Source organism: Pseudomonas sp. Z18(2022), assembly GCF_036346535.1.
Classification (GTDB): Bacteria; Pseudomonadota; Gammaproteobacteria; order Pseudomonadales; family Pseudomonadaceae; genus Aquipseudomonas; species Aquipseudomonas yamanorum_A.
In genome coordinates, this window is sequence record NZ_JAOTOA010000027.1 from 64,085 (window position 1) to 76,204 (window position 12,120).

Here is a 12,120-nt window from a genome sequence, read left to right on the forward strand (position 1 = left end):
ATTTGTGCTCGCCAAAAAACCGCTGTGCCGCCTACACTGGTCGGCCACGTGTTTTTCAAAGGACGAAACACCATGCACACACCTGAACCCAAGATCGTTATCACGCGCTTTACCGAGGCCCACCTTGAAGGCGTCACTGCGCTCTACAACGACCCGGCTGTGTGCCGTCAGGTGCTGCAAATGCCTTTCCAGTCGGTCGAGGCCTGGCGCAAACGCCTGGTGCAGGACAACGAACGGCGGCTACAACTGGTGGCGGTGCACGCGGGTGAGGTCATCGGCCAACTCGGCCTTGAACAGTATTTGCGCGTACGCCAAAGCCACGTCGGTTCGTTCGGCATGGGCGTGGCCACCGCCTGGCAGGGCAAGGGCGTGGGCTCCCGGTTGCTGGGCGCCGCGCTGGAGGTGGCAGATAACTGGATGAACCTGCACCGGGTGGAACTGACGGTGTACGCCGACAACGAAGCCGCCCACCGCCTGTACCACAAGTTCGGCTTCGAGACCGAAGGCCGGCTGCGGGATTACGCCGTGCGTGACGGCGCATTCGTCGACACCCTGACCATGGCGCGTATCCGCAAGCCTGCCTAGTCGTCCAGCAACGCAAACGCCACCGCAGCCTGCGCATGCAGCTCGGTGGTGTCCAGCAGTGGCAGGTCGCTGTGCTGCGGTTTGATCAACAGGCTGATTTCCGTACATCCAAGGATGATGGCCTGGGCACCACGTGCCGCCAGGGACTCGATCACCCGTTGGTACACCTCGCGGGATGCGTCGCTGATCACCCCGACACACAACTCCTCATAGATGATCCGGTGCACGGCCTGGCGCTCGTCCGCGTCGGGCACCAGCACGGTCAAGCCCTGGGCCGCCAGGCGTGACTTGAGAAACTCCTGTTCCATGGTAAACGCGGTGCCCAGCAGCCCGACGGTGAGGGTGCCGGCCTCTACCGCCGCCGCGCCGGCCGCGTCTGCAATATGCAGAAACGGTACGGACACCGCCGCTTCTATGCGCGGCGCCACCAGGTGCATGGTGTTGGTACATAGCACGATGCATTCGGCGCCACCGGCTTGCAGGCGGCGGGCGGCATCTTCGAGGATCAGTGCCGCGTCGTCCCAGCGCCCGGCGTGCTGGGCCTGCTCCACCGGGCCGAAGTCGACGCTGTACATCAACAGTTGCGCCGAGCGCAGTGGCCCCAGCTGGTCGCGCACGCTCTGGTTGATGATGCGGTAATACTCGGCGCTGGACTCCCAGCTCATGCCGCCGATAAGGCCGATGGTGCGCATGCGATGCTCCTGAAATGGACGGGCGAGGGCACCACATTACCCAAGCTCTGCGCTTTAGTCATACGCCGGTGTGCGGCATCTGCCATGATCAAGGTTCGCAACATGGGTCACCCAAGGAACACGGCAATGGACGATGTACAACAACTGGGCGAGATGCTGCGTCATTACGCCGACAGCGAAGCCCACAAGAAGCAGCAGTTCGAAGTGCAGTCGGCCCATTGGGCACAGAAGATCAGCGAGTTGTTCGGCCAGATCGAGCAATGGCTGGAACCGGTGAAGACCGTCGGTTTGCTGGAGGTGCAGCGCGAAGCGTACGTGGCTTCCGGCCCCAGCGTGCCGGTGGAGACCTCCACCTTCAAGACCGAGAAACTGACCATCCATATCGCCGGCAAACCGGTTGAGTTCGTGCCGGACGTGATGGGCGCCGGTGGCTTGATTTCGCTGTCGGTGATGGGCTTGACCGCCGCCCGCTACGGCAGCATTTCCCTGGTGCTGCTGCCGGGGAAAAACGACTGGTTGTGGAAGAAAACCAATGGTTTGAAAGACCCGGACACCTTTGGCTTCGATGCCAACTTCCTGGCCTTGCAGTTGCAGAGCCTGATTCCCCGCGAACGCGGCTGAGTCATGGCTTCTGTGGGAGCTGGCTTGCCTGCGATAGCATCACCGCGGTGTTTCATTAGCACCGAGTGGCCCGCATCGCAGGCAAGCCAGCTCCCACATTGATCGTATTCCTTTATCAAATATCGACATTGCCCCAACCCGGCTTTGCCTCTTCAGGCGCCACCGCGTTGACCCGTTTGCCCGTCGCCAACTCCACCCGCCGCGCCACCTCCGGGTCATCGGCAAACGGAATCAGGCTGGCCTCATCCAGGCTCTCCCTCGACTCACCCCGCAGGCAATACTCCACCGCGCCATACAGGCCGATCACCGCCGCCAGGTTCAAGGCTATCTCCCACATCAGGCGATCTGCGCTTCAAGCTGCGCCACCTTCAAATCCGCCACCCGCACCGTGCGCCAGGTGTTATAGGCCATCAGCAGCATGCCGCTGAGGAAGAACACCCCGCCGACAAACCGCACCACAAACCCCGGATGGCTGGCCTGCAAGGCTTCCACAAAGGAATAGGTAAGGGTGCCGTCGTCGTTCACCGCCCGCCACATCAACCCCTGGGTGATGCCGTTGACCCACATCGAGGCGATGTACAGCACCGTGCCGATGGTCGCCAGCCAGAAGTGCATATTGATCAGCCCCACACTGTGCATCTGCGCGCGCCCGAACACCTTCGGGATCATGTGGTACAGCGAACCAAAGGTGATCATTGCCACCCAGCCCAGGGCGCCGGCGTGGACGTGGCCGATGGTCCAGTCGGTGTAGTGGGACAGGGCGTTGACGGTCTTGATCGCCATCATCGGCCCTTCAAACGTGGACATCCCATAGAACGCCAGCGACAGCACCAGGAAGCGCAGGATCGGGTCGGTGCGCAATTTATGCCAGGCCCCCGAGAGCGTCATCATGCCGTTGATCATCCCGCCCCAGCTGGGCGCCAGCAGAATCAGCGACATCGCCATGCCCAGCGACTGTGCCCAGTCCGGCAGCGCGGTGTAGTGCAAGTGGTGCGGGCCGGCCCAGATGTACAGGGTGATCAAGGCCCAGAAGTGCACGATGGACAGGCGATAGGAATACACCGGCCGCCCGACTTGCTTTGGCACGAAGTAGTACATCATCCCCAGAAAACCCGTGGTCAGGAAGAAACCCACGGCGTTGTGCCCGTACCACCACTGCACCATGGCGTCGGTGGCGCCGGAATACACCGGGTAGGACTTGAACCAGTCCACCGGGATCGACAGGTGATTGACCACGTGCAGCATGGCGATCACCACGATAAACGCGCCGAAGAACCAGTTGCCGACGTAGATATGCTGGGTCTTGCGCTGCACCACGGTGGTGAAGAACACGATGGCATAGGCCACCCACACCACGGTCATCCACACGGCGCCGCTGAACTCGATCTCGGCGTATTCCTTGGTGGTGGTGTAGCCCAGCGGCAGGCTGACCAACATGATCACGATCACCGACTGCCAGCCCCAGAATGTGAAGGCCGCGAGCTTGTCCGAGTACAGCCGTACCTGGCAGGTGCGCTGTACTGCGTAGTAGCTGGCGGCGAATTGCGCGCTGCCGGCAAAACCGAAGATCACAAGGCTTGTGTGCAGCGGGCGCAGGCGCCCGAAGGTGGTCCACGGCAGGTCGAGGTTCATCTCGGGCCAGACCAGTTGCGAGGCGATCCACACGCCCATGGCCATGCCGACCACGCCCCAAACGATGGTTGCAATGACGAATTGACGCACGACCTTGTAGTTGTAGGCCTGTGCGGTTGATGCTGGTTGCATGCTTAGTCCTCCCACGGTTCCAAGTGGGCGGCACTGTAGGAAGTATGGGTAGAACAATACAGACTCAGACCCGGGTCATTAATACGGATCAGCCACTAACCTGCATTTTTCGCACGTTACCCCCGTCAATAAATCGTTTGTCCAACCCCCGCCCAATGACAAAACTGCAAGTCACTCGCAAAACAACAACGATTGGGCAAAAACCACATGCAAATCGAGCGCAACTTTTTCAACGGCCACTTCGCCGAACCTGCCAGCGCCACCCAAATCGCGGTCTACAACCCCGCGACCGAGGCCCAGGTAGGCCTGGTGTCCGCCGCCACCCCTGACGAAGCCATTGCCGCCGTCGACGCCGCCGCCACCGCACAGAAAACCTGGGGCAAACTCACCAGCATCCAGCGCGCCGAACACCTGCGGGCGTTCGCCGGCGCCCTCGAAACCTGCGCTGAAAGCATAGGCAAGGCGCTGGCCAGCGAATCCGGCAAAAGCCTCGACGACGCCAGCAACGAAGCGCGCTACGCCGCACAGATCACCCGTTACCACGCCGAATGGGCACGTCGCATCGAAGGCGAGATCATTCCCAGCGACACCCCGGACGAAAACCTGTTCCTGCAACGCGAGCCGATTGGTGTCGTGGCGTGCCTGATCCCGTTCAACTACCCGGTCTACACCCTGCTGCGCAAAATCGCCCCGGCGCTGATTGCCGGCAACACCGTGGTGGTGCGCCCGAGCAACAACACCCCGTTGTCCGCCTTCGAAATCGCCCGCGCGGTTGAGCAGTCGGGCATGCCGGCCGGCGTGATCAACATCCTGACCATGGACCACGCCACTGCGGCCGCCCTGTGCACTCACAAGGCCGTGGGCTTGATCACCTTGACCGGCAGCGTCAACGCCGGGCGCATCGTGCTGGATTACTGCAAGGCCAACATCGCCAAGCCGTCCCTGGAACTGGGCGGCAAGACCCCGGCGATCATCGAGGCCGATGCCGACCTGGAAAAGGCCGCCAGCGACATCATCGCGTCCAAGACCACCCACTGCGGCCAGCTGTGCACGGCGGTAGAGCGCGTGTACGTGCAGGAAAGCGTCTACGACCGATTCCTGGCGCTGCTCAAAGCGAAGATCAGCGCCGTCAAATTCGGTGACCGCGCCACTGACGCAGGCTTGATGGGCCCGCTGGTCAACGCCAGCTCCCGGCAGAATATTCACGCCATGGTCGAGCGCGCCATCGCCGACGGTGCTGTACTGGAAACAGGCGGGGTACTCCCCGAAGGCCCGGGCCATTTCTACCCGCCGACCCTGCTCAGTGGCTGCCGCCAGGGCATGGAAATCATCCAGGAAGAAATCTTCGGCCCGGTGCTGCCGGTGCTCAAGTACCGCGACATCGACGAAGCCCTGACCATGGCCAACGACCACCAGTTCGGCCTGTCGTCGGTGCTCTACACCGAGAACTACCGCACCGCCATGAAAGTCGCCAATGCCATTGAGGCCGGCGAGTTGTACGTCAATCGCACCCCGGCGGACCCTTACCAGGGCTTCCACGCCGGCTGGAAACGCTCAGGGCTGGGCGGCGATGACGGCAAGCACGGGATGCTTGAATTCACCCAGACCCGTTTGGTGGTCATGAAGTACTGATTCACCGACCACCGGCTTCACCTCAATAAAAACAATTATCGGGGCACCTGCACAGTGGGTGCCCGAGGTCTACAAGATGTCCAAGCCTGCACCCGTTGCCCAGGGTTTCGATGCCGTGTCCGCGGCCAAAAGCGACAAAGCCAGTCGCTACTTCCAATTGATGTTGCTGGTGCTGGCCGCCGGGGCGATCTACCCGATCCTCTACCTGCGCCAGGTCTACCAGACCACCATGCTCGAGGTGTTCCAGATCAACCACAGCCAGCTGGGTTATCTGTATTCGATGCTCGGTACGATCTTCCTCCTCAGCTATCTGCCCAGCGGCTGGTTGGCCGATCGCCTGCCGCCGCGCTTCCTGATCTTTTTCTCGCTGGTGGCCACCGGTGCCCTGGGCATCTGGTACTCCACCGTGCCGTCGATGACCGGCCTGATGATCATCTTCGGCTGCTGGGGCCTGACCACCGGCCTGACCTTCTGGGCCTCGGTGCTCAAGCGGGTGAAGATGATTGCCCATCACAGCGAGCAGGGCCGTTTCTTCGGCATCCTCGACGGTGGCCGTGGCCTGGTGGAAGCCTTGCTGGCAACCGTGGCCCTGGGGCTGTTCGCCTATGCCACCGAAACCCGCAGCCAGACGGCCGCCGAAGGTTTCAAGCATGTGGTGTACCTGTATTCGTTCGTGTGCATCGCCATCGGGTGTGTGCTGGTGCTGCTCAAGGACCCCAAGTCCATGGCCGAAACCGCGGCGGTGGAGAAGGGCAAGTTCAACCTGATCACCGACCTCGCCACCTTGGTGAAAATCCCCGAGCTGTGGCTGGTGACCGCCATTGTGTTCTGCGGTTATCACATGTTCTGGGCCACCTACAGCTTCTCTGACTACCTGCAAGGCAGCGGCATGACCGCCGTGATGGCGGGCACCATCACCACCATCAAACTGTGGATGCGGCCTATCGGCGGGATCGGCGGCGGCTGGCTGGGGGACAAGTTCTCGAATATCTCGGTGCTGATCGTCGCGCTGGTGCTGGTGACTCTGGCGATGGTCGGCCTGATCGTGTTCCCGGCCATCGGCAGTCTCGGCTTGCTGATCGGCACGGTGATCTTTATCGGCCTGATGACCTACGCGATTCGCGGCCTTTACTGGGCGATCCTCGACAGCTGCGACATCCCGCTGCGCATCACCGGCCTGGCCATCGGCATCGTCTCGGTGGTGGGTTACCTGCCGGACACCTTTATCCCGCTGATCAATGGCTACCTCACCGACACCTACCCGGGGCAGGTCGGCTACAACCTGTACTTCGGCTACATCGCCTTCATCGGCGTGCTCGGGACCCTTGCGGCCCTGACCTTGCGCGCCCGGATCAATCGTAAAAAATTCAACCAGACAGGTGCCTGAGATGAAAATCGTCGCCCTTGAAACCCATATTGTCGCCGTACCGCCACCGCACATCGGCGGTATGTACTGGCTGTTCGTCAAACTGAAAACCGACTGCGGCATCGAAGGCGTGGGCGAGATCTACGCCGCCACCTTCGGCCCCAAGGCCATGCTGCCGATCATCGAGGACGTGTTCGAGCGCTACCTGCTCAACCACGACCCGCACCACATCGAGCGTTTCTTCCGCCAGGCGTATTCCAGCGGTTTCACCCAGCGTCCCGACCTGACCATGATGGGCGTGGTCAGCGGCCTGGAAATGGCCTGCTGGGACATCATCGGCAAGGCCGCCAACAAGCCGGTCTATGAGTTGCTGGGGGGCAAGGTCAACGAACGCCTGCGTTCCTACACCTACCTGTACCCGGTCAACAGCAAGGGCGAGTACGACTACGACGACCCGGACCTGGCCGCCGAGTGCGCCATCGAGAACATGAACAAGGGCTTCACCGCGGTCAAATTCGACCCGGCAGGCCCGTACACCGCGTACTCCGGCCACCAGATTTCCCTGGAAGTGCTGGAGCGCTGCGAAACCTTCTGCCGCAAGATCCGCGAAGCGGTGGGAGACAAGTGCGACCTGCTGTTCGGCACCCACGGGCAGATGGTGCCGTCGTCGGCAATCCGCCTGGCCAAGCGCCTGGAGAAATACGACCCGCTGTGGTTCGAAGAACCGGTGCCACCGGGCCAGGAAGACGCCATGGCCCAGGTCGCGGCCAAGACCACCATCCCCATCGCCACCGGCGAGCGGCTGACCACCAAGTACGAGTTCTTCAAGCTCTTGCAGGCCGGCGGTGCATCGATCCTGCAAATGAACGTGGCCCGCTGCGGCGGCCTGCTGGAAGGCAAGAAAATCGCCAGCATGGCCGAGGCCTACTACGCGCAAATCGCCCCGCACCTGTACAACGGGCCGATTGGCGCAGCGGCGAGTTTCCAGCTGGCCACGTGCACGCCGAACTTCCTGATCCAGGAAAGCATCATGACCTGGGGCGGCTTCCACGCCGAAGTGCTGACCAAGCCGCTGCAATGGGAGGACGGCTACATCATCCCGTCCACCGAACCGGGGCTTGGGGTGGAGCTGAACATGGACGTGGTGCGCAAGCACACGCCGTACACCGGCGAACGCCTGCACCTGCAAATGGCGCCTACGCCGGCTGACGTGAAAGACACTTCGCCCGCCAAGGGCTAAAAAAAACGACTTATGCGGTAACCGTGAATGACATACGACTACATCATCGCCGGTGCCGGCGCCGCAGGTTGCGTCCTGGCCAACCGACTCTCCGCCTCGGGCGAGCATTCGGTGTTGCTGCTGGAAGCCGGCGGCAAGGACAGCTCCTGGTGGTTCAAGATCCCGGTCGGTTTTGCCAAGATGTACTACAACCCGACCTTCAACTGGATGTACTACAGCCAGCCGCAAAAACAGCTGGCTGGCCGTGAAATCTACGCCCCGCGCGGCAAAGTGCAGGGCGGTTCCGGCTCGATCAACGCCATGATCTACGTGCGCGGCCAGGCCCATGACTTCAATGACTGGGCCGCCAACGGCAACGACGGCTGGGGCTTCAAGGACGTGCTGCCGTACTTCCGCAAGCTGGAAAACCACCCGCTGGGTGACACCGAATACCACGGCGGCAGCGGCCCCATCAGCATCACCCCGATGAAAGGCCAGACCCACGCCATCTGCGATGTGTTCCTCAAGGGCTGCGAGCAGTTGGGCTACGGCCTGAGCGATGACTTCAACGGGCCGAACTTCGAAGGCGCGGGCCTCTACGACGTCAACACCCGCAACGGCGAGCGCTGTTCCAGCAGCTTTGCGCACCTGCATCCGGCGTTGGGGCGACCCAACCTGAGCGTGGAACTGCATGCGCTGGTAGACCGCGTACTGTTCGACGACCAGCAGCGCGCCACCGGTATCAGCGTGACCCAGCACGGCGTGGTCCGCACGTTCACCGCGCGCAAGGAAGTGATCCTGTGTGCGGGCGCGGTAGACACGCCGAAAATCCTGCAACTGTCGGGTGTGGCCGACAAGCAACTGCTCGCCGAACACAACATCCCGCTGGTCAAGGACCTGCCGGCGGTGGGGCAGAACCTGCAGGATCACCTGTGCGCCAGCTATTACTACAAGGCCAATATCCCGACCCTGAACGACCAGCTCAGCTCGCTGTTCGGCCAGTTCAAGCTGGGGCTCAAGTACCTGCTGACCCGCAAGGGCGCGCTGGCCATGAGCGTCAACCAGGCCGGCGGGTTCTTCCGTGGCAACGCGGAGCAGGCGCATCCGAACCTGCAGCTGTACTTCAACCCGCTGTCGTACCAGATCCCGAAAAACAACAAGGCCAGCCTCAAGCCCGAGCCGTATTCAGGCTTTTTGCTGTGCTTCAACCCGTGCCGGCCCACCAGCCGCGGGACGATCCGCATCGCCTCGAAAAACCCACGGGATGCGGCCTTGATCGACCCCAACTACCTGAGCACCCAAAAGGACATCGACGAGGTGATCCAGGGCAGCCGGCTGATGCGCAAGATCATGCAGGCCCCGGCGCTCAAGGGCGTGACCGTGGCCGAGGTGTTGCCGGGGGCTGCGGTGGAAACCGACGAGCAGATGCTGCAGTACTTCCGCGAGAACAGCGGCTCGATCTATCACCTGTGCGGGTCGTGCGCCATGGGTTCGGACCCGCAGGTGTCGGTGGTGGACAAGCGCTTGAAGGTGCATGGGCTGCAGGGGCTGCGGATTGTCGATGCGTCGATTTTCCCGAACGTGACCTCGGGCAATACCCATGCGGCGGTGCTGATGGTGGCGGAGAAGGGCGCGGACCTGATCCTGCAGGATGCCTGAGGGCGCCCCATCAGCTGTAGGAGCCGGCTTGCCGGCGATGGCTGCAGCACATTCAGCAATGATGTGACTGATACTCCGCCATCGCTGGCAAGCCAGCTCCTACAAGGGCTGCTGTGCTTGCCACTGAGCAACCGTTTGGGCGCTGATGCTCACCCCGCCACACACAATCACCACCACATCCTCAACCCCGGCAATCGCGGCATGTTCCAGATAAGCCACCGCCAACGAAACCCCGCACGCCGGCTCCACCAACTGCCGTAAATCATCGGCATACCGCACCACGCCCATCATCGCCTCGGCATCAGTCAACACCACGCACTGATGGGCAAACTGGCTGATATGTTCAACCGGCCACGCCGCCACCTGAGTGGCCGCCAACGATTTGGCCACAGTGTCGATCTTCGCCAGGCGCACCGGTTTTCCAGCTTCCACGGCGGCGGCAAACGACGCCGCGCCTGCCGTTTCACAGGCAATCACCTTGCAGTCGAACCGTCCATGACGCTCCAGCCCCGTCAGCACGCCCGCGAGCAATCCACCGCCACCCACGGAGGTCACGATGGCGCCCACCTGCGGGCAGTCTTCGAGAATTTCATCGATCATGCTGCTGTGGCCTTCCCACAACAACGGATGGTCAAAAGCCGGCACATACAGGGCTTCAGGCGCTTCGGAAAGTTGCAACGCAAGCTCGTTGGATTGATCCCACAGATCACCGTGCACCACCACTTCGGCGCCCGCCTGGCGGATACGCGCGCGGGTGGCTTCGGGGGTGGTGGAGGGCACCACGATCCGCGCCTGCAACCCCAAGCCTCTTGCTGCAAAGGCCGTGGCCAGCCCGGCATTGCCGCCGGAAGGGCACACCACGGTGGTCTTGCCCTGGCTCGCCGCGTAGGCGCACAGCGTGGTCATCCCGCGCAACTTGAACGAGCCACAGGGTTGCAGGTTCTCAAGCTTCAGCCAGATGCGCCGGGTAGGGGTGGACAGGCCGGGGTGCAGGATCAACGGGGTGCGAATCGGCAGCATTTCACAACTTCCTTATTGGTGGGGCTGCCATCCTACCTCAGCTGGTGGCCGCCACCAGTGGTTCTGCCGGTGTCTTGCGGCGTGTCACATGGCTGATGCCCATGATGATCAGCGGCGTAAACAGGGCGATGTAGGCGTTGTCGATGCCCCACGGATTACCGGCGAGGAACCAGCCCACGGTGGCCAGCAACGAGGCAATGATGCTCAGGAATGCCCCGGCTGCGGTGCCGAATTTCGGTGCATAGAACACCATCAACACCAGTACCGCGAGGGAGGCGCGCAACGCCTTGCCGAGGAAGGCGATCATCAGCACCTTGTCGGAAGTCAGTGCCAGGGCAATCGGCAACAGGCCGACGGCGATGGTCGCCAGGCGCACAAAGCGCAGGGACTTGGCGTCGCTTTTTTCCGGGTTGAACCACGGTTCGTAGAAGTCCCGCAGCAGCAGCGTCGCCGAGCCCATGCTTACTGCCGAGATGGTGCCGAACAGTGAGCCGGCAAGGCCTGCGACCACCAGCCCGGCGGTCAGTTGGTCCATGCTGGCGATCAGGGTGGGGAAGGCTTGCAGGGAGTCAACGTTGGGGAACAGCACCGCGCTGCACATCCCGATCAATGCTGCGCCGATGCCGAACGGCACCATCAGCACGGCCACGTAGAAACACGCACGCTGGGCTTTGCCCGCATGGCTCACGGTGTTTACTGCCTGGATTACGTATTGAGTGGAAAATATCGAGCCGATACCGGCGATCATCCAGGCGATGATCTGGCCCCAGCCCACGGTGGTCCAGTCAAACATGCTGGCGGGCAATTGCGCCTGCAACTGGCTGATGCCGCCGACCTGCTTCAAGCCGAACCACAATGCCAGGCCTACGCCCAGGTACTTCAAGGCGGCGTGGACGAAGTTGGTGTAGATCACTGAGCGCATGCCGCCGATGCTGACGTACGCGACCGAGACCACGCCGACGATCACGATCGCCAGGGTTCGGTCCACTTGCATCACGCTGGCCAACACCGCGCCGCCGCTGGCGTAGATCGACACGGCGACGATCTCCAGGGCAAAGATAGTGATGATCGAGGTGGCGAAGCGGGTGCGCTGGCCGTAGTTGCGCGCGAGTACGCCGGAGATGGTGTTGTCGCCCAGGTCCTTGTACTTGCGCGCCAGTAGCCAGGCGAACAGCACGAAACCGAGGGCCAGGGCGAACAGGTTCCATGCGGCGGAGATGCCTACCTTGAAGCCGGTTTGGGCGGTGCCGATACTGACTGCGGTGCCGATGAATTCCGAGAGCATCAGGAAGCCGATCAGGAACGCCGGGAAGTGGCCACCGCCCGTTGTGTAGTTATTGGCGCTGCGGGAGTGGCGGCGAACGCCGTAGCTGATCAGTGCCAGGCTCAGCATGTAGAGACCGGTGATGGACAGTACGATCCAGGAGGAGTGGGTGGGCATTTTTATACTCTTTAGGTATTTTTGTAATTGTGGGTAGTTTCCTCTGGTGGTTTTGCTTTCGTCTAATATCGGGTTGGTATGGTTTGATACCCCTGTGGTATGGGTGAATATCCGTTAGTCA

11 protein-coding genes are annotated in these 12,120 nt (G+C 62.0%); 6 read left to right on the top strand and 5 right to left on the bottom strand.

The window, feature by feature from the left end; genetic code table 11:
- The first annotated feature begins 72 nt into the window (after positions 1 to 72).
- Positions 73 to 585: a GNAT family N-acetyltransferase gene (locus V3W39_RS30180; protein ID WP_330213937.1), complete on the top strand. Its 513-nt coding sequence runs from the start codon at positions 73 to 75 to the stop codon at positions 583 to 585.
- On the opposite strand, the gene V3W39_RS30185 is transcribed toward V3W39_RS30180, so the two are convergent.
- Positions 582 to 1,277: an aspartate/glutamate racemase family protein gene (locus V3W39_RS30185; RefSeq protein WP_177121396.1), complete on the bottom strand. Its 696-nt coding sequence runs from the start codon at positions 1,275 to 1,277 to the stop codon at positions 582 to 584. The two genes, V3W39_RS30180 and V3W39_RS30185, sit on opposite strands and share 4 nt — an antisense overlap.
- Before the next feature lie 126 nt (positions 1,278 to 1,403).
- Between V3W39_RS30185 and V3W39_RS30190 the strand changes: the two genes are divergently transcribed.
- Positions 1,404 to 1,898, top strand: coding sequence for a hypothetical protein (locus tag V3W39_RS30190; RefSeq protein ID WP_294738730.1), 495 nt, complete (start codon positions 1,404 to 1,406; stop codon positions 1,896 to 1,898).
- A 115-nt stretch (positions 1,899 to 2,013) separates the two neighbouring features.
- Here the strand turns inward: V3W39_RS30190 and V3W39_RS30195 are convergent, their stop codons facing one another.
- Positions 2,014 to 2,235 (bottom strand): cbb3-type cytochrome c oxidase subunit 3, encoded by a 222-nt coding sequence (locus V3W39_RS30195; RefSeq protein WP_177046355.1) that lies wholly within the window; start codon positions 2,233 to 2,235, stop codon positions 2,014 to 2,016.
- Positions 2,235 to 3,662, bottom strand: coding sequence for a cytochrome-c oxidase, cbb3-type subunit I (gene ccoN / locus V3W39_RS30200; RefSeq protein WP_177046353.1), 1,428 nt, complete (start codon positions 3,660 to 3,662; stop codon positions 2,235 to 2,237). The genes V3W39_RS30195 and ccoN overlap by 1 nt, the downstream gene beginning before the upstream one ends.
- Before the next feature lie 207 nt (positions 3,663 to 3,869).
- Between ccoN and aldA the strand changes: the two genes are divergently transcribed.
- From aldA to V3W39_RS30220, 4 genes are all read left to right on the top strand, one after another.
- Positions 3,870 to 5,294, top strand: a complete 1,425-nt coding sequence (gene aldA / locus V3W39_RS30205) for an aldehyde dehydrogenase (protein WP_330213938.1) — start codon at positions 3,870 to 3,872, stop codon at positions 5,292 to 5,294.
- A gap of 76 nt (positions 5,295 to 5,370) precedes the next feature.
- Positions 5,371 to 6,681 (top strand): MFS transporter, encoded by a 1,311-nt coding sequence (locus V3W39_RS30210; protein WP_259198868.1) that lies wholly within the window; start codon positions 5,371 to 5,373, stop codon positions 6,679 to 6,681.
- Between the two features lies 1 nt (position 6,682).
- Complete coding sequence (locus V3W39_RS30215; protein WP_330213939.1) at positions 6,683 to 7,900, top strand: mandelate racemase/muconate lactonizing enzyme family protein; 1,218 nt, start codon at positions 6,683 to 6,685, stop codon at positions 7,898 to 7,900.
- 27 nt (positions 7,901 to 7,927) lie between these two features.
- Positions 7,928 to 9,538, top strand: a complete 1,611-nt coding sequence (locus tag V3W39_RS30220; protein WP_177115452.1) for a GMC family oxidoreductase — start codon at positions 7,928 to 7,930, stop codon at positions 9,536 to 9,538.
- Positions 9,539 to 9,637: 99 nt separating this feature from the next.
- Here the strand turns inward: V3W39_RS30220 and V3W39_RS30225 are convergent, their stop codons facing one another.
- Both V3W39_RS30225 and V3W39_RS30230 read right to left on the bottom strand, forming a co-directional pair.
- Positions 9,638 to 10,558, bottom strand: a complete 921-nt coding sequence (locus V3W39_RS30225) for a pyridoxal-phosphate dependent enzyme (protein WP_330213940.1) — start codon at positions 10,556 to 10,558, stop codon at positions 9,638 to 9,640.
- Positions 10,559 to 10,595: 37 nt separating this feature from the next.
- Entirely contained in the window at positions 10,596 to 11,999 is a 1,404-nt protein-coding gene (locus V3W39_RS30230) for a sodium:solute symporter family protein (protein WP_177046342.1), read from the bottom strand.
- Between the last annotated feature and the right edge of the window lie 121 nt (positions 12,000 to 12,120).